Origin of the sequence: Curtobacterium sp. NPDC086286 (assembly GCF_044746255.1) — a bacterium.
Lineage (GTDB): Bacteria > Actinomycetota > Actinomycetes > Actinomycetales > Microbacteriaceae > Curtobacterium.
The window spans coordinates 128610-149697 of sequence record NZ_JBIVBW010000001.1; the positions used below are offsets into that span (position 1 = coordinate 128610).

20 protein-coding genes are annotated in these 21088 nt (G+C 72.3%); 7 read left to right on the forward strand and 13 right to left on the reverse strand.

Translation table 11 applies throughout. The features are described from left to right. Nucleotides 1–52: 52 nt before the first annotated feature. The 3 genes from ACIPKM_RS00625 to ACIPKM_RS00635 all read right to left on the reverse strand — a co-directional run bounded on the left by ACIPKM_RS00625 (nt 53) and on the right by ACIPKM_RS00635 (nt 2562). Nucleotides 53–1387, reverse strand: a complete 1335-nt coding sequence (locus ACIPKM_RS00625; protein WP_229086779.1) for an NAD(P)/FAD-dependent oxidoreductase — start codon at nt 1385–1387, stop codon at nt 53–55. Between the two features lie 61 nt (nt 1388–1448). Further along, nucleotides 1449–1997, reverse strand: coding sequence for a dihydrofolate reductase family protein (locus ACIPKM_RS00630; RefSeq protein WP_071296087.1), 549 nt, complete (start codon nt 1995–1997; stop codon nt 1449–1451). A 16-nt stretch (nt 1998–2013) separates the two neighbouring features. Then, the gene (locus ACIPKM_RS00635) at nt 2014–2562 is read right to left on the reverse strand and encodes a hypothetical protein (RefSeq protein ID WP_402735902.1); all 549 of its coding nucleotides are present in this window, start codon (nt 2560–2562) and stop codon (nt 2014–2016) included. An 89-nt stretch (nt 2563–2651) separates the two neighbouring features. On the opposite strand from ACIPKM_RS00635, the gene ACIPKM_RS00640 reads away from it, so the two are divergent. Together ACIPKM_RS00640 and ACIPKM_RS00645 are read left to right on the forward strand one after the other, a co-directional pair. Then, nucleotides 2652–3425 (forward strand): alpha/beta fold hydrolase, encoded by a 774-nt coding sequence (locus ACIPKM_RS00640; RefSeq protein WP_402735903.1) that lies wholly within the window; start codon nt 2652–2654, stop codon nt 3423–3425. Then, nucleotides 3422–4231 carry an esterase/lipase family protein gene (locus ACIPKM_RS00645; RefSeq protein WP_402735904.1) on the forward strand — a complete coding sequence of 270 codons (810 nt, stop codon included), beginning with the start codon at nt 3422–3424 and terminating at the stop codon, nt 4229–4231. Before ACIPKM_RS00640 ends, ACIPKM_RS00645 begins: the two co-directional genes overlap by 4 nt. A 3-nt stretch (nt 4232–4234) precedes the next feature. On the opposite strand, the gene ACIPKM_RS00650 is transcribed toward ACIPKM_RS00645, so the two are convergent. From ACIPKM_RS00650 to ACIPKM_RS00670, 5 genes are all read right to left on the reverse strand, one after another. Next, entirely contained in the window at nt 4235–4621 is a 387-nt protein-coding gene (locus ACIPKM_RS00650) for a VOC family protein (RefSeq protein WP_071302846.1), read from the reverse strand. Nucleotides 4622–4655: 34 nt separating this feature from the next. Next, nucleotides 4656–5663 carry a LacI family DNA-binding transcriptional regulator gene (locus tag ACIPKM_RS00655; RefSeq protein ID WP_402735905.1) on the reverse strand — a complete coding sequence of 336 codons (1008 nt, stop codon included), beginning with the start codon at nt 5661–5663 and terminating at the stop codon, nt 4656–4658. Nucleotides 5664–5689: 26 nt separating this feature from the next. Next, nucleotides 5690–6427, reverse strand: a complete 738-nt coding sequence (locus ACIPKM_RS00660; RefSeq protein WP_402735906.1) for a class I SAM-dependent methyltransferase — start codon at nt 6425–6427, stop codon at nt 5690–5692. Between the two features lie 154 nt (nt 6428–6581). Beyond that, nucleotides 6582–7607: a Gfo/Idh/MocA family protein gene (locus ACIPKM_RS00665; RefSeq protein WP_402735907.1), complete on the reverse strand. Its 1026-nt coding sequence runs from the start codon at nt 7605–7607 to the stop codon at nt 6582–6584. Next, entirely contained in the window at nt 7604–8626 is a 1023-nt protein-coding gene (locus ACIPKM_RS00670; protein ID WP_402735908.1) for a Gfo/Idh/MocA family protein, read from the reverse strand. Before ACIPKM_RS00670 ends, ACIPKM_RS00665 begins: the two co-directional genes overlap by 4 nt. A gap of 157 nt (nt 8627–8783) precedes the next feature. Here ACIPKM_RS00670 and ACIPKM_RS00675 point away from each other — a divergent pair, with 157 nt between their 5' ends. The 5 genes from ACIPKM_RS00675 (at nt 8784) to ACIPKM_RS00695 (ending at nt 13865) form a co-directional block, all read left to right on the forward strand. Further along, entirely contained in the window at nt 8784–9797 is a 1014-nt protein-coding gene (locus ACIPKM_RS00675; protein WP_402735909.1) for an ABC transporter permease, read from the forward strand. Further along, entirely contained in the window at nt 9794–10720 is a 927-nt protein-coding gene (locus ACIPKM_RS00680; protein WP_402735910.1) for a carbohydrate ABC transporter permease, read from the forward strand. The genes ACIPKM_RS00675 and ACIPKM_RS00680 overlap by 4 nt, the downstream gene beginning before the upstream one ends. 2 nt (nt 10721–10722) lie before the next feature. Further along, nucleotides 10723–12342 carry a hypothetical protein gene (locus ACIPKM_RS00685; protein WP_402735911.1) on the forward strand — a complete coding sequence of 540 codons (1620 nt, stop codon included), beginning with the start codon at nt 10723–10725 and terminating at the stop codon, nt 12340–12342. Between the two features lie 225 nt (nt 12343–12567). Further along, nucleotides 12568–13197, forward strand: a complete 630-nt coding sequence (locus ACIPKM_RS00690) for an SRPBCC family protein (protein ID WP_402735912.1) — start codon at nt 12568–12570, stop codon at nt 13195–13197. Then, nucleotides 13194–13865, forward strand: a complete 672-nt coding sequence (locus tag ACIPKM_RS00695; RefSeq protein WP_070418084.1) for a DUF4166 domain-containing protein — start codon at nt 13194–13196, stop codon at nt 13863–13865. Before ACIPKM_RS00690 ends, ACIPKM_RS00695 begins: the two co-directional genes overlap by 4 nt. A gap of 25 nt (nt 13866–13890) precedes the next feature. Here the strand turns inward: ACIPKM_RS00695 and ACIPKM_RS00700 are convergent, their stop codons facing one another. From ACIPKM_RS00700 to hrpA, 5 genes are read right to left on the reverse strand one after another with little or no spacing between them, the layout of a single operon-like run. After that, a complete protein-coding gene (locus ACIPKM_RS00700) occupies nt 13891–14547 on the reverse strand; it encodes a CatA-like O-acetyltransferase (RefSeq protein WP_071296078.1) in 657 nt (218 codons plus the stop codon). Then, a complete protein-coding gene (locus ACIPKM_RS00705; RefSeq protein ID WP_402735913.1) occupies nt 14544–15842 on the reverse strand; it encodes an HAD-IA family hydrolase in 1299 nt (432 codons plus the stop codon). The genes ACIPKM_RS00700 and ACIPKM_RS00705 overlap by 4 nt, the downstream gene beginning before the upstream one ends. 6 nt (nt 15843–15848) lie before the next feature. Next, on the reverse strand, nt 15849–16217 hold the full coding sequence (locus ACIPKM_RS00710) for a VOC family protein (RefSeq protein ID WP_261646222.1): 369 nt from the start codon (nt 16215–16217) through the stop codon (nt 15849–15851). Continuing rightward, on the reverse strand, nt 16214–16987 hold the full coding sequence (locus ACIPKM_RS00715) for a CPBP family intramembrane glutamic endopeptidase (protein WP_402735914.1): 774 nt from the start codon (nt 16985–16987) through the stop codon (nt 16214–16216). Before ACIPKM_RS00715 ends, ACIPKM_RS00710 begins: the two co-directional genes overlap by 4 nt. Nucleotides 16988–17005: 18 nt before the next feature. After that, a complete protein-coding gene (gene hrpA / locus ACIPKM_RS00720; protein ID WP_402735915.1) occupies nt 17006–20866 on the reverse strand; it encodes an ATP-dependent RNA helicase HrpA in 3861 nt (1286 codons plus the stop codon). Nucleotides 20867–21088 lie beyond the last annotated feature (222 nt).

Here is a 21088-nt window from a genome sequence, read left to right on the forward strand (position 1 = left end):
GGGCGCGCGGCGCGCGCGGGGCGCGCCCGCGGGGCGCGGCGCCCGCGCGCGCCTACTCCGCCTTCTGCATCTGCCAGGGCTCGGGCTCGCGGTCGCCGTTCGGCCGCACGGGCCGGACGTCGCCGACGATCGGGATCGCCCGCTTCCGCATGAACCAGAGGTACCGCACGAAGAAGTGCGACAGCGTCGACAGCCGGTTGCCGTTGCCGAGCAGCGACGCGATGTGCACGGCCACCCATGCCGCCCAGGCCACGGGCCCGACCATCGTGATGCCGCCACGGAGCTGGGCCACCGCGGCGTTCGTGCCGATCGTCGCCATCGTGCCCTTGTCGAAGTACTTGAAGTGCTCGGTCGGCTTGCCCGCCATGAGCCGCACGATCTGCCGCGCCGAGTGCCGTCCGCCCTGCAGCGCCGGCTGGGCGAGCTGCGCGAGGGCGTCGTCCTGCGCGGCGATGTCACCGGCGGAGAAGATCCGCTCGACGCCCTTCACGCTGAGGTCGTCGTTCACCTGGATGCGTCCGCCGTGGGTCTGCGGCATGCCCCAGCCCGAGACCTCCTTGTGCGCGGCCACACCGGTCGCCCAGATGACCTGCGACGCCGGGATGAACTCGCCCTCGGCCGTCATCACGCCGTCGGGCTTGACCTCGGAGACGCCGGTGTTGAGGCGCAGGACCACGCCGCGCTTGCGGAGGACCTTGGCCGCGTACCGACGCAGCCGCGGGGCGAACGGCTTGAGGAGCTCGCCGCTGCGGTGCACGAGGGTGATCGAGATGTTGCCCCGCTCGATCTCCGGGTACGCGCCGACGAGGGCCTGGTCGCGGAGCTCGGCGAGCGCACCGGCCATCTCCACGCCGGTCGCGCCACCGCCCACGATGACGATCTTGATCTCGTCGGGGCCCTGGTTGGCGGCGGCTTCCTCGAGGCGGGTGAACAGCTCGTCGCGGATGCGGAGCGCCTGCGAGCGGGAGTACATCGAGTACGCGTACTCGTACGCGCCGGGCGTGCCGAAGTAGCTCGTGTTCACGCCGTTCGCGAGGATCAGCCAGTCGTAGTGCAGGTGCTCGCCGTCGGACATCTCGGCGACCCGCTCGACCGGGTCGATGCCGGTGAGCAGCCCGTGCCGGAACTCGGCGTTGCTCTGCTTCGCGCGGAGGCTCCGGAGGAAGTACGTCACGTCGCCGGCGTTCAGCCCACCGGTCGCCACCTGGTACATGAGCGGCTGGAACATGTTGTAGACGTGGCGGTCGACCAGGGTGACCCGCACCGGTGCGTCGGCGAGCTCGCGCATGGCCGCGACACCGGCGAATCCACCGCCGACGATGACGACGTGCGGGCGGGTGTCCTGGGGCATGCTGACTCCGGCTTCCTCGGATGGTGAGATGGTCACCACCGAGGGTACGCGCGGTTCGGACAGTCGTTCGACGGCCGGGAGGCGCTGCGCACCTCCGTCAGGCGTCGAGCCGCGCGTAGGTGCTCACGACGTTGCCCTTGCTCGTCACGGTGCTGTCGACCAGGCGCAGGCGCGTGGGCGGGTCGGTCGGCTCGAAGAGCCTGCGGCCCGAGCCGGCGATCGCCGGGTGCACCATGAGCTGCAGTTCGTCGAGGACCCCCGCGAACAGCAGGCTGCGGACGAGCGTGACACTGCCGCACACCGCGATGTCGGCGCCGTCCCGCTGTTGCAGCCCGCGGACGAAGTCGGGGACGTCGCCCGTGATCCGGGTGCTGTTCTCCCACGCCAGGTCGTCGCCGAGCGTGGTGGACGCCACGTGCTTCTCGATCGGGTTGATCCACTGGCCGAAGGGGTCGTCGGGGTGGGCGGGCCACCACTCGGACCACTCCAGGTAGCTGTTCCTGCCGAGGAGGACGGTGTCGGTGCGGGCCATGAACGCGCCCATGCCCGCACCGAGCTCGTCGTCGAAGGAGTCGTACTGGAAGGTGTACGGGTCCTGCACGACGCCGTCGACCGACGTGAAGAGTCCAGCGGTGACCTTGCGCATGGTCGGAGCGTAGCCCTCAGCTGTTCGCGGAGGAACCGCTCGTGTCCGATCCGGTGCCGGAGCCGGTGCCGGTCCCACCCTGCGTGCCGTTGCCCGGGAACTGGCCGGTGCCGCCGCCGGGGAACTGGTTCGTGCCGCCGTTCGTGCCCGGCACCTGCGTCGTGGACTGGCTCGTGCCGCCGCCGATCGCGTGTCCGATGGCGAAGCCGATGCCGCCGCCGACCAGCAGCGCCGCGAGGCCGACCCCGACGGCCAGCACCTGCCAGAACCACGGCGGTCGCGGGCCGCGCCCGCGCCCGCGCCGGGGCGTCGCCGCGGATCCGTACCAGGGCGTCGCGCCGTTCGGGGCGCCCGGGTTCCACGAGCCCGCGGACGGTGCCGGTGTCGCGTACGGGTGCTCGGGCGCCGGCGCCGGGGCGTCGAGCGTCGCGGTCGAGGTGGGCGTCGGTGCGGCGCCCCAGCCGGCCGGGCTGGCGGGGTACGGCGTGGTGGGCTGGTGGGCTGCGGGGTCCACGTCGTCGCGGGACTCGCGGGACTCGGGGTTCACGGGGGTGCGCTCGGTCATGAGGACGAGTACAGACCGGTCGCCTATGTGCGGGCGATGACGACGCTGGTGCGTCACTGTGCACAGCGCCGTCCGCGTAGCCTCGCATCGTGCGCGCGAGAGTCGAGACCGTCCGGATCGACGGGCTCCCCGTGCGCCTGCACACCCTTGCGCCGGCCGGCAGGGTGCACGACGCCCTCGCCCCGACGGTCGTGCTCGTGCACGGCATCGGGATGTCGCACCGGTCGTTCGCACGGTCGCAGCGGGCGCTCGCCGCGACGCACCGGACCGTGAGCGTCGACCTGCCGGGCTTCGGCGGGCTCCCGGCGGCCGGCCGGAGCCTCACCATGACGGAACTCGGGGACCTCGTCGTCCGCGCCGTGCGGTCCCGCGGGGCCGGGGACCTCGTGCTCGTCGGGCAGTCGATGGGGGCGCAGGTCGTCGCTGAGGCGGCCCGTCGGCACCCGGACGTCGTCGCCTCGGTCGTGCTCGTCGGTCCGGTCATCGCCGCCGGTCGTCGTCGGCTGCTCACGCAGGCGCTCGACCTCGGGCGGGACGGCTTCGTCGAGGGCGCCCGGATGAACGCCGTCCTCGTGACCGACTACCTGCGGAGCGTGCGGCAGTACGTGCCCGAACTCCGACCGATGCTCCGCTACCGCCTCGAGGACACCGTCGCCGAGCTCGCGCAGCCGGTGCTCGTCGTCCGTGGCACCGAGGACCCGATCGCGCGCCACGACTGGTCCGCCCGGGTCGCCGCGACCGCCCCGCGCGGCGCGTTCGTCGAGCTGCCGGGGCCGCACCACGTGCAGGAGCGCCAGCCGGTGGCGTTCGCGCGGCTCGTGGGGGAGTTCCGCCGCGTGCAGACCCTCGAGGGGCTGCGGTGACCGACGCGACCACGTCGGGGACGGACGGGACGCGCACGGACCGCACCGCGCCTCCCGTCCGCGTTTCCCTGCTCCGCCGCACCCGGTGGGCCGTCCTTGACTGGTGGTACGCGATCCGCTGGCAGGTGCGGAGCCTCGGGCCGACCACCGCTGACGACTACCGGAGCGGCGACGGCCAGCCCGTCGTCGTCGTGCCCGGCGTCTACGAGACCTGGCACTTCATGCGTCCGCTCATGGACGCCCTGCACGACCGCGGACACCCCGTGCACGTGCTGCCGGTGCTGCGGCACAACCTGCGTCCGGTGCCGGAGTCCGCGGCGGAGGTGCTCGCCTACCTCGACGAGCACGACCTCCGCGACGTCCTGCTCGTCGCGCACAGCAAGGGCGGGCTGATCGGGAAGTACGCGATGACGCGCCTCGACGACCACGGGCGGATCGACCGCATGGTGGCGGTGTCGACGCCGTTCGCGGGCTCCGGGTACGCCCGGCTCGCACCCGTCCGGCACCTGCGGGCGTTCCGGTCGAGCGACCCGGTGCTCGCCGGCCTCGCACGGGAGCTCGACGCGAACGCCCGGATCACCAGCGTGTACGGCGTCTTCGACACACTCATCCCCGAGGGCAGTGCGCTCGCCGGAGCGACGAACGTGCGGGTCCCGGTCGGCGGGCACTTCCGCATCCTCGGCGACCCGCGGACGCGTGCGGCGGTGCTCGCCGCGGCGGATCCGGGCCACCAGGCCCCGGCCGAGCCCCGGCCGAGCTCCGGCCCGACCCCGGCCGAGCCCCGGCCCGACCCGACCCCGGCCTGAGCCCTAGGCGCCCGGCAGGAACAGGCAGAACGGGTGTCCGTCGGGGTCGAGCAGCACGCGGACGTCCTCCTGCGGCTGGAACGCCGCCTGCCGAGCGCCGAGCCCCTCCGCCCGGGTCACCGCCGCCGGCAGGTCCTCCACCTGGAAGTCGAGGTGCAGCTGCATGCCGGGGGCGTCCTCCGTGCCGGGCCACGTGGGCGCGACGTACGCGGGTTCGTACTGCACCGAGAGGCCCGGGCCGTCCTCGGGGCGGATGCGCGCCCAGGTCGGGTCGTCCTCGTGGACGGTCCAGCCGGTCAGCGCGCCGTAGAACCGGGCGAGCGCGAGGGGGTCCGGCGACTGCAGCACGGTGGCGGCGAGCGTCGGCATCGACGGGTCAGCAGCGGTCATGCGGCGGAGCGTACGCCGGACCCGCCCGCTGCGGTCAGCGCGTGGCCACGCTCGCGCGCTCGACGATCCGGTGCGGCACCACGACGGTCTCGGGCGGAGCCTCGCGGTCCTCGATCCGCCGGGTGAGGAGGTCGAGCGACGCCGTCGCGAACGCCCGTCGGTCGAACGACACCGTGCTCAGCGCGGGGATCGCGTACGCGGCCCCGTCGACGTCGTCGAACCCGATCACGCTCACCTGCTCGGGGACCCGCACGCCACGCGCGGCGAGGACGTGCAGCACGCCGAACGCGATCGAGTCGGTGAACGCGAACACCGCGTCGGGCAGCGGGTGCTCGTCGAGCCACGCCGCGAACGCCGATGCCGCCGCGCTGGTCGACCACGCCGGCAGCGGGACCCGCAGCTCCGGGTCCGCACCGATGCCCGCCGCCGCGAGGCCGGCGAGGTACCCGCGCTCCCGCAGCTCGCTCGTCGCGGTGGCCTCGACGTCCCGGGCGGCACCGACGATCGCGATCCGACGGTGGCCCCGGCCGACGAGGTACGACGTCACCTGCTCGGCCGCGGCACGGCTGTCGACGTGCACCTGGTCGACGTGCTCGGGCTCCACCTCGCCGATGACGACGGTCGGGGGCAGCCCCTCGGTCGAGGCGAGGACGCTCGCGCTGAGCGACACCGGGTTGAGGATCAGCCCGTCGACGAGGTGCGCTCGGGCACGCGAGACGAGGTCCCGCTCGCGGGCGGGGTCGTTCGCGGTCTGGTCGAGCTGCACGGTCCAACCGCGCTCCCGCGACAGTTCGACGAACCACTGCGCGAGTTCGGCCGAGTAGGCGCTGGCCATCTCGGGGAGCGTCAGGGCGATCGCACCCGAGCGTCCGTTGCGGAGACCCCGGGCGGACAGGTTCGGCACGTAGTCGAGCTCGGCGAGTGCCTGCTCGACCCGTGCGCGGGTCTCCGGGCGCACCACGACACCGCCGTTGATGACGTTGGAGACGGTCTTCGGCGACACCCCGGCGAGGGCAGCCACGTCCCGCACGGTCGCGCGCATCGCCACGAGCGTAGCGCGGCTGCGGCTCAGGGACGCACGTACCGGTGCACGTACGTGGTGTAGCCGACGGGGACGGTCGCGCTCCCGGCGGTCTCCGGATCGTCGTCGAGCACGCGCCGCACCCGGTCGAGGAGGGCGGTGCGCTCGTCCGGCGGCAGCACGATGACGTAGCTGCGGGAGGCGACCATGTCGAGGAACGCCGACCGGTCCTGCTCGTGCACCCACGGGAACCGCTCGTGCTCCACGGCGCCGCCGTCGAACGGTGCTCCGACGACCGGCGCGCTCTGGACGCTCACCCGCGACTCGGGCTGGGACAGGATCGCGCTGATCCGGGCGGACCAGGGCCGGGTCTCGTCGCGGACGTTCCACACCAGACCGAGCACGCCGCCGGGGCGGAGGACCCGGGCCACCTCCTGCGACCCCCGCACCGGGTCGACCCAGTGCCACGCCTGCGCGAACGTCACGGCGTCGGCGCTCCCGTCGGCGAGGGGGATCGACTCGCCGGTCCCCGCGAGCGCCCGCACGTCGGGCAGCACCGCGGTGAGCCGGTCGCGCATCGCCGGGTCCGGTTCGACGGCGACGACCTCCGTGGCACGTCCGACGAGGCTCCGCGTGAGCTTGCCGGTCCCCGCGCCGACGTCGGCGACGAGTCGGGCGTCCGCCGGCAGGAGCCAGTCGACCGCCGCGTCCGGGTACCCCGGCCGTCCGCGCTCGTAGGCGTCGGCAGCGGCTCCGAACGAGTTGGCGTACTCCTCGAGGGTCATGCGTCCAGCATGCCCCGCCCGGCCGGGTGGCGGACCGGAGGCGCGGGTCGGGCCGGTCGCGTGCCTCCCGGCCGCCCGTGTGACGGACGGGAGGCGCGGGTCGGGGCCGCCACGCGCCTCCCGTCCGCAGTGGGGTCGCCGGGCGACGCGTCGCTCACGCCGTCGGGACGGGCACCGTCCTGCCGGTCCGCACCGACTCCTGCGCCGCGAGGACGATCGACAGCGTCCGCAACCCGACCCGCACGTCGGGCTGGGGCTGCGCGCCGTCCCGCACCGCGTCGAGGAACGTCCGCAGCATCGGCACGTCGTGGTCCGCCCCGTACCGCAGCTCGATCGGCCGGCCGCCGACCGCGTCGAGCCCCCTGGCCGCCGCGCCGAAGAAGTCGACCGACACCGTGCCGCCCGTCCCCGCGACGTCGAGCGTCAGGCCGCCCCACGCGGGCGCCGTGTCCGGGCGGCTCCACGAGCAGTCGATCGCGACGACCATCCCGGTGTCGTAGGTCACCGTCACGAGCCCGGCCGTCTCGGCCCGTGCGCGCTCGGCGTGCAGCACGCGGTTCGCGACGGCGGTGACGGACACCGGTCGCGCGCCGGTCAGCCCGTCGACGAGGTCGGCGACGTGCACGACGTGGTCGACGATCGCGCCGCCGCCGCTCAGCGCCGGGTCCGTGAACCAGTCGCGCGTGAGCGGCAGCATGCCGTTGTTCGCGCCGCGGACCGAGAACACCGTGCCGAGTGCGCCCGAGGCGTGCGTGGCCCGCAACCGGTCGAACGCCGACGCGAACCGCACCGGGTAGGCCATCATCAGCGTGACCCCGGCGCGCTGCACGGCGTCGCGGATCGCGAGGCCGTCCTCCCACGAGGTGGCGAGCGGCTTCTCGCAGAGCACGTGTGCGCCGGCGGCGGCTGCCCGTTCGACGAACTCGCGGTGCCGCGCGTTCTCGCTGGTGACCACGACGGCGTCCGGTCCCCAGGCGAGGAGGTCGTCGACCGTGTCGGCGTGGTCGACGCCGAGCGCTCCGGTGAGGTCGGCGCCCCGGAGTTCGCCGAGGGTCGTGCCGGTCGAGACGCCGCCGGGGTCCGTCCCGCGCACCTCGACGTCGGGCATCGCGGCGAGCGCCGAGAGGTACCCGATCGCGTGCGTGTGGGCGAAGGACAGGACGCCGACGCGGAGGGTCACAGCGTCACCTCCACGGGTTGTCCGGACTCGATGGACGCCAGGGCGGCGTTGGCGAGGCGCACCGCGACGGCACCGTCCGCCGCACTGACGCGGGGGAGCGGCCCGCCGTCGAACGCGGCGACGAAGTCCGCGAGCTCGAGGGCGTACGGGTCCTCGGCGGGGTCGACGGCCGGCAGGAAGCCGTCGACGGCGGTCGGGGTCGCGAGGTCGGCGCGGGTGTCCTCCTCGGCGAGGGACGAGTGCGACAGGCTGCCGCGCGTGCCGGTCACCGAGTACTCCGTGCTGAAGGCCAGGTGCGGTGGTCCCCAGAGTCCGGCGACGTGGCTGATCGCGCCGGACGCGTGCGTGAGGAGGACGTGCGCGGCCTCGACCGGGTGCTCGTCGTCGCCCGTGCGGACGGTGACGGCGGACACCCGGGTGACCGGGCCGGCGACCCAGCGGGCGATGTCGAGGTCGTGGATCATCTGGTCCATCACGATGCCGCCGGACTGTGCCCGGTCGCCGAACCACGCGACACGGGTCGGGAACGCGCCGGAGCGGGAGAAGCGCAGGACGGCGAGGTCGCCCAGGAGGCCCGTGGTGACGGCCTCGTGCAGCCGCCGGTACGCGGGGAACCAGCGGACGACGTGCGCCGGGTAGAGCTGCAGGCCCGCGTCCGCCGCCCGGGCGACGAGGTCGTCGGCGTCGGCGTCGGTGCGGGCGAGGGGCTTCTCGGAGACGACGTGCCTGCCGGCCGCGAGTGCCGCGCGGACGACGGTGGCGTGGGCCGGTGTCGGGACGACCACGTCGACGACGTCGACCGCGGCGAGCAGCTCGTCGAGTGAGTCGGCGACGGTGATCGTGCTGCCGACCCGTGCGGCCTCGTCCGCGAAGGCGGCGGCGAGCGCGGGCGCACCGTCCTGCGAGTGCACGACGAGGTCGCCCAGGCGGAGGAGCCCGGGGACGTGCGCGACCGCGATGCCGCCGGCGCCCACGAGTCCGATCCGCCGGCGTGGTCGGGGTGCTGACTGCAGCGTCATGGAGCCAGCGTAGAGGTCCGCCGGACGCGGTGCGGCGATGCGACCCGGCTTCGTCCCGATGGACCGTTACAACGATGGAAACGTTTGGCAACGGGTTGCCGCACGGTTGCCGTCACCGCCAGGGTCGCTCCAGGAATCCAACGGAGGGGGCCACCGAGTGACGAAGCTCGACGACCGTGCGACGAACCGCACGAGGACCGCTGCACAGCGCGACCCGGGAGCGGCACCACCACCCGACCCCGGGCTCCGGCGGCGCAGCATGTGGCAGCGGATCCGCCGTGACCGCGTCCTCCTGCTCATGGGCCTGCCCGGCGTCGCGCTCCTGCTCGGGTTCCACTACCTGCCGCTGCTCGGGAACCTCATCGCGTTCCAGGAGTACCTGCCCTTCGTGCCGCTCGGCCGCAGCCCCTGGGTCGGCATCGAGAACTTTTCCGTCATCTTCGACGGCGACCCCGAGTTCCTCCGCGCCCTCGGCAACACGCTGCTCATCACGCTCGTGCAGGTCGTGTTCGTGTTCCCGGCGCCGATCATCCTCGCGCTCATGCTCAACTCGCTGCTCTCCGAGCGGATCAAGCAGGTCGTGCAGTCGGTGCTGTACCTCCCGCACTTCCTGTCGTGGGTGATCGTGGTCGCGGTGTTCCAGCAGATCCTCGGCGGCTCCGGACTCGTGAACAACGCCATCCGCGTGGCCGGCGGTGACGCGATCGACTTCCTCGGCAACCCGAACGGGTTCATCGCCCTGCTGACCAGCCAGGTGATCTGGAAGGACACCGGGTGGGCGACGATCCTGTTCCTCGCGGTCCTCAGCCAGATCGACGCGAGCCTGTACGAGGCCGCGAAGATGGACGGCGCGAGTCGCTGGCGGCAGCTCTGGCACGTCACGCTGCCCGGCATGCGCGGCATCATCATCCTGCTGCTCATCCTCCGGCTCGGCGACTCCCTGACCGTCGGGTTCGAGCAGATCCTCCTGCAGCAGCAGGCCGTCGGCCGGGCCGCGAGCGAGGTCCTCGACACCTACGTCTACAACAACGGCGTGCTCGGCGGGCAGTGGGGCGTCGCCGCAGCGGTCGGGCTCGTGAAGGGCGTCGTCGGCGTCCTGCTCGTCCTCGGCGCCAACAAGCTCGCGCACGTCTTCGGCGAAGCGGGCGTCTACCAGAAGGAGGCGAAGTGACCGCCACGCACACCGTGACCGTCCCCCGGACGAAGAAGCGCCGCCGCGGGGGCCCGGACGCGCCCCCGCTGCCCGGACGGCTGCTCACCGGGTTCGTCCTGCTCGTGATCTGCCTCGTCGTCATCCTGCCGTTCGTCGGCATCGTGTCGACCAGCCTCGCGCCCGTCGCCCAGGTGAACGACGCCGGCGGGTTCGTGATGTGGCCGCAGGGACTCGACCTCGGCGCGTACCAGAGCATCTTCGCCGGCGGCGTCGTCACCCGCGCGATGCTCGTCAGCATCGGGATCACCGTCGTCGGGACGCTCATCAGCCTGTTCGTCAGCGCGATGCTCGCCTACGCCCTGAGCCGTCCGGGGTCGTACGGCTCCGGGTTCGTCCTGAGCCTCGTGCTGGTCAGCCTGCTGTTCGCGCCCGGGCTCATCCCGAACTACCTCGTCGTGAAGGAGTTCGGGCTGCTCGACTCGTACTGGGCCCTGATCCTCCCGACGGCCCTCAGCGCGTTCAACGTCATCGTGATGCGGTCGTTCTTCATGGCGATCCCGAAGGAGCTCATCGAGTCCGCCCGCATCGACGGTGCCGGCGACTTCGAGGTCTTCTGGCGGATCGTGCTCCCACTGTCCAAGGCCGTCCTCGCCGTGATCGGCCTGTTCTACGCGGTCGGCTACTGGAACGCCTTCTTCAACGCGCTGCTCTACATCAACGACACCGCGAAGTGGCCGCTCCAGCTCGTCCTGCGCACCTACGTCATCAACAACGCACAGCTCGGCGGCGCCGACCTCGGCACGTCCTCCGACGCGCTGCCCCCGCAGGCCTCGATCCAGATGGCGATCCTCGTCGTCTCGATCGTGCCGATCCTGATCGTCTACCCGTTCCTGCAGCGGCACTTCGCCAAGGGTGTCCTGACCGGCGCGGTGAAGGGCTGACCATGACCACCTCCATCAGCCGCCGCGCGCTCGTCGCGGGCGGACTCGGGATCGCCGCCACGACCCTCCTGGCCAGCTGCTCGACCGTGACCCGGTCCACCGACGTCCGGGCCATCAACAAGGCCGTCCAGCTGCCGGACTACGTCCCGTGGACCGGCGGCCCCGAGCCCGTCCTGCCGAAGACGAGCCCGCTCATGCCGAGCGCCTTCCGGAAGATCCCGGCGACCCTCGTGCCGACCAGGGGCAAGCCCGGCGACGGTTCGACCGTGCACGGCAGCGTGCCCACCAACTCGCCCGTCCCGCCGTCGAAGGGGAGCAACCCGTACTGGCAGGGCCTCGACGAGCGGATGGGGATCGACCTCGACCTGACGATCACCCCGAACGCGGACTTCGGCAACAAGTTCGCCACCCAGGTCGCGGGCGACACCCTCGGCGACGTCTTCACGATCAACCAGGCGTTCTCGTACCTGCCGCAGTTCCTCGAGGCGAAGGCCGCCGACCTCAGCCCGTACCTCTCCGGCAGCGGCGTCCGCGACTACCCGTACCTGGCGAACCTGCCGACCGCGTCGTGGCGCGGGACGGTGTTCTCGGGCGGCATCTACGGCGTCCCGGTACCGCGGGGGCCGCTGACCTCGCAGGCGCTGCACCGCCGCCAGGACCGCTTCGAGCAGCTCGGCGTCGACCCGTCGTTCTCGAGCGTCGACGAGTTCGTGCAGCTCTGCCGGCAGGTCTCCGACCCGCACGCGAACCGCTGGGCCCTCGCCTCGGTGCCGACGAGCATCCTCGCGCCGATGCTCGGCCTGCCGAACCAGTGGCAGGAGCAGGGCGGGCGGCTCACCCACATGTACGAGCTCGAGGAGTACGTGGAGCTCCTCGACGTGTCGCGCCGGCTCATCGCCGAGGACCTCGTCCACCCCGACAGCGTCACGGCCTACAACGGCAAGGTCTGGTTCGTGCAGGGCTCCGCGCTGATGCTGTCCGACACGTACAGCGCGATCCCGGGACTCCTGCAGCAGGCCACGCCCGGCTCCGGGTTCGAGCTGACGATCGCCCCGTTCGTCGGACCGTCGGGAGGCGCTGCGAAGCCCTGGTTGGGCGACCCGAACAACACGATCACGTCCGTGGCCGCGGGCTCCGAGTCCCGGGTGCGGATGCTCCTCGAGGTCTTGAACTGGTGCGCCTCGCCGTTCGGCACCGAGGCCTGGACCTACCGCAAGTTCGGCATCGAGGGGCGCGACTTCGAGTACCGCGACGGCGCCCCGGTCCTGACGAAGACCGGCAACAGCGAGACCGCGCTCGGCGAGTTCCCGCTGCAGTACTTCACCGAGTGCCCGCTGCCGCTCTACTACGCGGGCAACCCGACGATGACCGACACCGTGTACGAATCGCTGGCGTCCTGGCTCGACCGCGGCCTGCCGAACCCCGTCTACGGCCTGTACTCGCCGACGAACTCGACGAAGGGACCGGCGGTCGGCACGTTCGCGACGAACGCGATCAACGACGTGCTGCTCGGGCGGGCGAAGGTCTCGTCGTGGCGGGCGACGGTGCGCGATTGGCGCCGCCGGGGCGGCGATGCGATCCGCCGCGAGTACGAGCAGGCGCTGGAGGCGCGCGCCTCCTGACGCGGCTGCTGACGGACGGGAGGCGCGGGTCGGCCCCGCCCCGCCCCTCCCGTCCCGCAGCCCGGCGCGCCCACCCCCCACCGGACTCCGCTGGCTCGCGGACGTCCGCATCCGCCTCCGGTCGTGACCGTTCCGGTTCGCGGAACCCGGGGATCGCGAACCGGAACGGTCACAGGTCGCGCGGATTGCCCGAACCCGACGCGCTCCGTGCCCTACGCTCGGGCTGTGGGGAAGCGCGGCATCTACGTCGAGACGGTCATCGACGCCGACGTCGACCGGGTGTGGGCGGCGACGCAGGACCCCGAGCAGCACGTCCGGTGGGACGTCCGCTTCTCCGAGATCGTCCCCGAGCCGGCGGACGCCGACGGTGCCGCCCGCTTCACGTACGTCCGGCGCTCCCCGGTGCACGACGTGCACGGCACCGGCGTGAGCATCGGCGAGCGACGTCGGGCGGACGGCACCCGCACGTCGGCGCTCCGGTTCGCGACCGACGACCGGCTGTCGCCGATCCGGGCCGGCCGCGGCTACTGGCGGTACGTCCCGACCGACGACGGGCGCACCCGGTTCGTCACCGGCTACGACTACGACTCCGGCTGGGGCGCGCTCGACCTGGTGGTCCGGCCGCTCCTCGGCTGGGCGACCGCGTGGAGCTTCGACCGGCTCCGGATCTGGCTGGAAGGCGGGGCCGAGCCGGAGGCCTGGCCGCTCACCTCGGTGCTGCAGCCGTGGCGGCGGGACCGGCCCCGCGCCTCCAGGACCCGCCGCGCACCCGTCGGAGGCACCCGGCGAGGCGACCAGCTGCACGACGCGCCCGCCACCCTGGCGGCGTTGCCCGACCCGGGAGACGACCGATGAGCTCGGTGTTCGAGGAGGCGCTCGGCGCCGACTTCCAGCGGCTGCACCCGCAGATGCGCCGCAGGTTCGGCGTCGGTCTCGACGCCGCCGAGGCGTGCACCGGCCGCGGGGTCATGACGTCGATCCGCCGGGGACCGTGGTGGACCGTGCCGTTCCTGCAGATCGGGCGACTGCGGAACATCCTCGTCCCGGACGTCGGGACGGACGTGCCGTTCACGATCGAGAACTACCCCTACCGCGACCGGTACGGCCGCGAGACGGTGACGTTCGTCCGGACCTACACGACCAAGCCGGGGCGGACGGCTCGGTTCGACGCCACGATGGTGCTCGTCGACGGCCGGGTGCTCGACTACCTCGGTTCCCACCAGCACCTCGCGGTGGATCTCGACCTGACCGTCGACGACCGCGGTGGCCTCGTCCTGACCTCGGACGCGCAGCGGTTCTACGAGGGGCCGATCGCGTTCCGCTTCCCGATGCTGTTCAGCGGTCGCGCGACCCTGCACGAGTGGTGGTCGGACGACGACCAGGCGTTCCACGTCGACCTCGAGGTGCACAACCGCGTCTTCGGGTTCCTGTTCGGCTACCGCGGGACGTTCACCTGCGAGTGGACGCCGGCGACCGACGCCCCCGAGCGGTTGAAGCCGCGGCGGACCGAACTCCGGACCTGACCGCGGCGGCGGGCACCAGGGGCGTTCAGCGGCGGAGCCACCCCGCCTCGGCGAGCACCGTCTGGAGCTCGTCGACGAACCGGGACCCGTGGAAGCCGTCCGTGACCGCGTGGTTCACCTGGAGCGCGAGCGGCATCAGGGTGCGCCCCTCGACGAACCGGTACCGGCCGATGGTGAAGATCGGCAGCAGGTGGTCCCAGCCGTCCCGCACGTGCAGGGCGAACCCGGTGAAGGACGCCCCCGGCAGGGTCGAGATGTCGAACACGTTCCGCGGGCGGTCCTCCTGCGGGAACATCCGGTGGTCGTCCCGGTAGCGCTCCATCGTGGCGACCGCGGCCTCGTGGAAGCGCGCCGGATCGTCGTCGTACGGCACGGTCAGCACCGAGAACGTCTCGGTGTCGGGGTGGAACACGGTGAACATCGGGTGCACCACGTCCCAGACGGCGGGCGACCCGTCGTCGAGCAGCTGCATCCGGAACTCGGCGTGCCGGTTCACCACCGAGGCGATCGCCCAGATCTGCGACGCGTACGTGCGGCGGTCCGTGGCGCGCACGGTCTCAGCGAAGTCCGTGACGTCGAGCTCGACGGTCATCTCCCACGTGCAGGGCACCCGGTCGCGGTAGTGCTCGAAGTGTTCGCGTCGGGGCCAGCGGTCGAGGTCGACGGGGCGGAGCTCGGTCATGGGACCAGCTTCGTCGCGAGCGCCTGGTCGAGTGCCGAACGGTCCCCGTCGATCGTCACGGCGACCGTGTCGAGCGGGCGTCGGCCCCAGAGGACGAGCAGCAGGTCCTCCGCCCGCCCCGTCACCCGGACCGCCGGTCCGGCACCCGCCGTCCCGACGAGCTCCGCCTCGCCGTCGGCGTCCGGGAACCGGAACACGACGGTCTCCGACAACGGGTCGACGCGGCCGAGGCGCACCTGGCGCGGGTACAGGTCGCCGACCACCTCGCGCACGCCGTCGGCCGCGGTGTCGGCCTGGAGGCGCGGCTTGCCCCCGACCGCCTGCTGCGCGTCCCACAGGTGGATCGTCGTCTCGTGCAGCTGCCGTCGTACCCACGTGCCGGCCGTGTCGGGTGGGTAGATCGCGCTGCACGCCGCGTCTGCGGGACGCGCGCGGAGCGCGGCCACGAGGCGGTCCGCGCCGGCGCGGAACCGGTCGGCGAGGTCGGCGGGCTCCGGGTCGTCCGGCTCGGTTCCGGTGAGCTGGCCGAGGGCCCAGCGGTGGACGTCCGTCAGGTGTCCAGCGAGGTCCGTCAGCGTCCACCCCGGGCAGGACGGCACCACGGCGCGGTGGTCGCCCGACCGGAGCACCGCCTCGAACCCGTCGACCGCATCCGCGAGCAGGTCGATGTGGGCCCGGTAGGTGGATCCACCGGCGTCGGTGAGGTCGATACCGCTCGAGCGCAGGGCAGCACGGAGTCCGTCGACCCCGGTGAAGTGGTGGACCCGCATGCCGAGCTCCTCCGCCCCGGCCAGCTTCCGCTCCGAGTCGTCGGTGAAGAACACCTCGGGTCCGTCGAGGTCGAGCGCGTCGAGCACGTGCCGGAACGCCCGGACGTCGGGCTTCGCGAACCCGATCTCGTGCGAGCTGAACACGGCGTCGACCCGGTCGTGCAGGCCGAACGAGGCCACTTCGGCCGGGATGCCGTCCGTGCCGTTCGTGAGCACCGCCGTCGTGTACCCGGCGGCGCGGAGCTCGTCCGCGAGGGCCAGCACGTCGGCGTCGGGGGTGAACGGCTGTCGGCCCCAGGCCTCGGCGGCGTCATGGTCGCCGATGCGCTCGCCGACGGCCCGGACCCACTCTGCCCGGGTGATCCGGCCGGTCGTCACCTCGTCGATCAGGGGTGCGGCGAACGCCACCGCCTCGATCGTTCCCGCGGACAGGTCGTGCGCGCGCTCGATGGCCGCGACGTGTTCCGGGTGGAAGTGCCGGATGACGCCGTCCAGGTCGAACAGGACCGCGCGGATGCCCGTCACGAGCCGTCAGTCGTTCGGACGGATGAGGCAGAACGGGTGCCCGGCCGGGTCGAGGTACACGCGGAACGTGTCCGTCCCCGAGCCCGTCGCCGTCGCCCCGATGGCCAGGACCGCGGTCTCGCCGGCGTCCAGGTCGTCGACCTTCACGTCGAGGTGGCTCTGCTGCGGGACGTCCTGGCCGGGCCACTCGGGGGCGCGGTACTCCGCCACCTGCTGGAAGGCCAGGATCGGCCGGTGGTCCGTGAAGGGCAGGGCCACCTCGGCCCATTCCTCGTCGAAGCCGACGATCTCGCCGCCGAGCAGTTCGGCGTAGAAGCGGGCGAGCGCGCGAGGGTCCGCGCAGTCGAGGACGATGACGTCGAGTGTGCCGATCACAGGAGTGCTCCCGCCGTGACGATCGCGAAGGTGAAGAGGACCCAGTCGTTGATGATGTGCGCGCCGGTGCTGACGGCGATGTTCTTCGTGCGGATGTACGCCAGCGTCAGGACGAGCCGTGCGACACCGATGACGAGGAACGCCTGGACGGGGTTCCAGCCGTACGTGGGCAGGTGCGCGGCGCCGAACCAGACCGCCGTCACGAGCCACGCCACGAGGATCGCGCCCTTCCGTGACATCCCGCCGCGCGCGCAGAACGACAGCACGGCGAGGAACGGCAGGATCGAGAAGAGCTCCTCGCCGAACAGCTGGATCGCCGTGCCGACGTAGAAGCTCGTCACCTCGGCCGCGCCGTGGATGCCGTCCGTCGCACCGTTCGAGTTCGCGCCGAACACGTACTTGACGACGATGCCCACCGCGAAGGTCACGATGAGGTTCGCCACCGCGAACCCCACCATCGTGAGGACGTCCCGCCCCGTGGTCCGCTGGAAGATCCGCGACCAGTGCCGCCGGGTGAAGGCGATGAACACCGCGAGGGGGATCGCGGCGAAGAGGAACCGGGGGACCAGCGACTGGACGTTGTCCGTCGCGGGGGTGAAGCTCAGGACGAGGAACCCGACGGCACACGCGGCGATCACCGCCACCCACTGCAGGATCGACAACGGCAGCGGATCACCGTCGTAGTACGGGAAGTCCCGCCCGTCCCTGCGCTCGATCGCCCTGCCGTACCGCGCCTGCACCCGTTCCGGCCCCGCCGTCGTCCCCACCATGCCCCGAGGCTAGCGGGATCAGCGGGCGGCGGCCAGGGCCTTCGTGATGCGCTGCAGCGAGACCGTCTCGGCGGTGCCGAGCTCCTGCGCGAACAGACTGAGCCGGAACTCCTCGAGCATCCAGCGGGCGTGCACGAGTTCGGGGTGGGCTCCGACGGCCGGCGGGAAGGTGCCGCCCGCGTCGACGTACCGGTCGGTCGCGACGGTGACCTCGCGCATCCACGTGGCGTCTCGGCCGGGGTTCTGCAGGAGCTTCTGCACGCGTGCGTCGACACCCTGCAGGTACACCCGGATGCGCCGGAGACGATCGAGTCCGGCGACCGAGACGAACCCCGGGAAGACGAGCCGCTCCATCTGCTGCCGCATGTCCGTGAGCGCCGGCAGGAGCGACATCGAGTTCGCCTGCTTGAGCGACCGTTCCGCGGCCCGGTGCGCGGCGAGGACCGCGGCGACCTCGGACACGGCGGTGAACATCGTGTCGACGACGGTCCCGGACACGGTGTCGCGCACGGACTCGAAGTCGGTCTTCGTGAACACCAGCCCGTCGGGGTGCGCCCGGCGGATCCCGGCGTCCACGACCGCCGCGAGGACGTCGTCGAAGAGCGCCGCGGTGGAGGGGTACGGGCTGGCGGCGAGCACGAGCTTCTCCTGCGCGGTCAGGTGGGACTGGATGTACGAGACCGGCGAGGGCACCGCGTGCATGACCAGCCGCCGGACACCCGCGGGCATCCGCACGGCCCGGTCGGACGGCGTCGCGAGCAGTTGGACGCCGACCGTCGCCTTCGGGCCGTCGCCCTCCTCCACGAGGGACGGGTAGGCGCGGATCACGCCACCCGCCTGCTTCGTGTCGAGCACCTGCGGCAGGTCGTCGGACGGCCAGGCGGTGAGCCCTGACCGCTCCACGGCACCACCGGAGGCGGCGGACGCGACGCGAGCCGCGCCTCCTGGACGCCCTGCGGCGCGCGTCGTCGCCGAGGCGACGCTCTGCTGCGTCCGGTCCTTGAGCTTCGTCTGCAGGGCCGAGAGGTCCTTGCCGGCCTCGACCCGACGGCCGCGTTCGTCGACGACCGCCCACGTGGGCAGGAGGTGGGCCGGTACCCGCGAGAGGTCGAAGTCCGACTCCGACACCGGCACGTAGGTCAGGCGCTGGATCGCCTTGGCGAGTGTGGCGCGGAACGACTCGGTCGGCTCGGTCGGGGCGTCGTCGGGGAGCTCGGCGACGATCTTCTCGGCCCAGTCGGCAGCGGGGACGACGTTCTTCCGGATCTGCTTCGGCAGGGACTTGATGAGCGCCGTGACGAGCTCCTTGCGGAGGCCGCGGACCTGCCAGTCGAAGCCCTCTTCGCGCATGCGGGGGAGCAGCGCGAGCGGCACCTGCACGCTCACGCCGTCGTCCTGCGCGCCGGGTTCGAACCGGTACTTGATCGCGAGGCGCTGGTCGCCGCTCCGCCACTGGGTCGGGTACTCCTGCTGGTCCTGTGCGGCCTCGGCCGCGTCTTCGTCCAGCAGGTCCGACCGGCGCATCGTGAGCAGGTCCGGCTGCTCGCGCCTCGTCTGCCGCCACCAGCCCTCGAAGTCGCGCGTGGTCGCGATGTCGGCCGGGATGCGGGCGTCGTAGAACTCGAAGACCCGCTCGTCGTCGAAGAGGATGTCGCGGCGACGCGTGCGCTCCTCGAGCTGTTCGAGCTCGCGCCGCAGCCTGCGGTTGTCGCGGTCGAACGCCTGCTGCGCGTCCCACTCGCCCTCGACGAGCGCGTGCCGGATGAAGAGCTCACGCGAGTGCTCCGGGTCGACGCGCTTGTACTGCACGCGGCGGCGCTGGACGATCGGGACGCCGAACAGGGTGACCCGTTCGTAGGCGACCGCCGCACCCTGCTTCTTCTCCCAGTGGGGTTCGCCGTAGGTGCGCTTCAGGAGGTCCCCGGCGAGCGGCTCGACCCACGCCGGGTCGATCCGACCGACCGTCCGGGCGAAGAGCCGACTCGTCTCGACGAGTTCGGCCGCCATCACCGCGTCCGGTTGCTTCTTGGCGAGGACGCTGCCGGGGAACACCACGAACCGGGTGTTCCGCGAGCCGAGGTAGTCGCGCTTCTCACGGTCGCGCAGACCGATCTGGCTGAGGAGTCCGGCCAGCAGGGAACGGTGCACCGCGTCGCCGTCGTCGGAGCGCGCCTGCCCGATGCGGACGTCGACCTGCTTCGCCGCGCGGGAGAGCTGCCGGTACAGGTCCTGCCACTCGCGGATGCGGAGGTAGTTCAGGAACTCGGCCTTGCACAGGCGGCGGAACGCACTGGACGAGAGCTCGTCCTGCTTGTCCTCGATGTGGTTCCAGAGGTTGAGCAGGGTGAGGAAGTCGCTCGTCGGATCGGCGAACCGGGCGTGCAACTGGTCGGCGTGCGCGCGCTTCTCGAGGGGGCGCTCGCGCGGGTCCTGGATGCTCAGGGCGCTGACGACGGCGATGACCTCGCGCCCGACGCCCTGCCGACCGGCCTCGAGCACCATGCGTCCGAGCCGGGGGTCGATGGGCAACCGGGTCAGCTGCTTGCCGGTCTTCGTGATCGTGCCCGCGGCGTCGACGGCTCGGAGCTCGCGGAGCAGGTCGAGGCCGTCCTTCACACCCCGGGAGTCCGGCGGCTGCAGGAACGGGAACGCCTCGATGTCACCGAACCCCAGCGAGATCATCTGCAGGATCACCGCCGCGAGGTTCGTCCGCAGGATCTCGGGGTCGGTGAACTCCGGACGGCGTTCGAAGTCGTCCTCGGAGTAGAGCCGGATCGCGATGCCGGCGCTCGTGCGGCCCGCGCGACCGGAGCGCTGGTTCGCGCTCGCCTGCGAGATCGCTTCGATCGGCAACCGCTGCACCTTGGCCCGCGGCGAGTACCGGGAGATGCGGGCGGTGCCGACGTCGATCACGTACTTGATGCCGGGGACCGTCAGACTCGTCTCCGCCACGTTGGTCGCGAGGACCACTCGGCGTCGGATGCCCGGTGTGGTGCGCCGCTCGAAGACCCGGTGCTGGTCGGCGGCGGACAGGCGACCGTAGAGCGGGAGGACCTCGGTACCGGGGTAGCGCTTGCCCTCGATGGCGTCCTGGGCGTCGCGGATCTCGTTCTCGCCGGAGAGGAACACGAGGACGTCGCCCGGGTCCTCCTGCGCGAGTTCGTCGAGCGCGTCGGTGATTCCCTGCATCGTGTCGCGGTCGTCGGCCGTGCGCCCGCCGTGGTCGTCCGTCCGCGGATCGTTCTCGTCGCCCTCGTCGTCGCGGTCGGCGTCGTCGGCGTCCTCCGCGACGAGCGGGCGGTACCGGATCTCGACCGGGTAGGTGCGGCCGGAGACCTCGATGATCGGTGCGCCGCCGAAGTGCTGCGAGAACGACTCGGGGTCGATCGTCGCACTCGTGATGATGAGCTTGAGGTCCGGCCGGCGGGGGAGCAGCCGCTTGAGGTAGCCGAGCAGGAAGTCGATGGTGAGGGACCGCTCGTGCGCCTCGTCGATGATGATCGTGTCGTACCGCTTGAGGTCGCGGTCGAAGTGGATCTCGTTCAGCAGGATGCCGTCGGTCATCAGCTTGACCCGGGTGTCGGAGGACACCTTGTCGGTGAAGCGGACCTGGTACCCGACGAGGCCGCCGAGCTCGCCCCCGAGCTCTTCGGAGACGCGCTCGGCGATGGTCCGGGCAGCGATCCGCCGGGGCTGGGTGTGCCCGATGTGCTCACGTCCGAGCTCGAGGCAGATCTTCGGCAGCTGGGTGGTCTTGCCCGACCCCGTGGCGCCGGCGACGATCACGACCTGGTTGTCGCGGATGGCGGCAGCGATGTCGTCCCGCCGCTGCGACACCGGCAGTTCGGGCGGGTACGTGATGACGGGGGTGGCAGACATGAGCCCTCCAGGATACCGCGCCGGGGGTCGGTGGGTCGCTAGCCTGTCGTGCGGACTCGATCGCCGAGGAGAGGAACCGGCCGGTGCACGTGTGGATCCGCCCGAGCGCGCGTGGTGCGGTGCGAGGAGCGGCAACCGCTCGGGAGCGGCCCTGGGATGCACTGGCCGCGGTCCGGACGCTCGACGCGGAACTGAGCACCGGCCGACGGTTCTGGGGTGGGA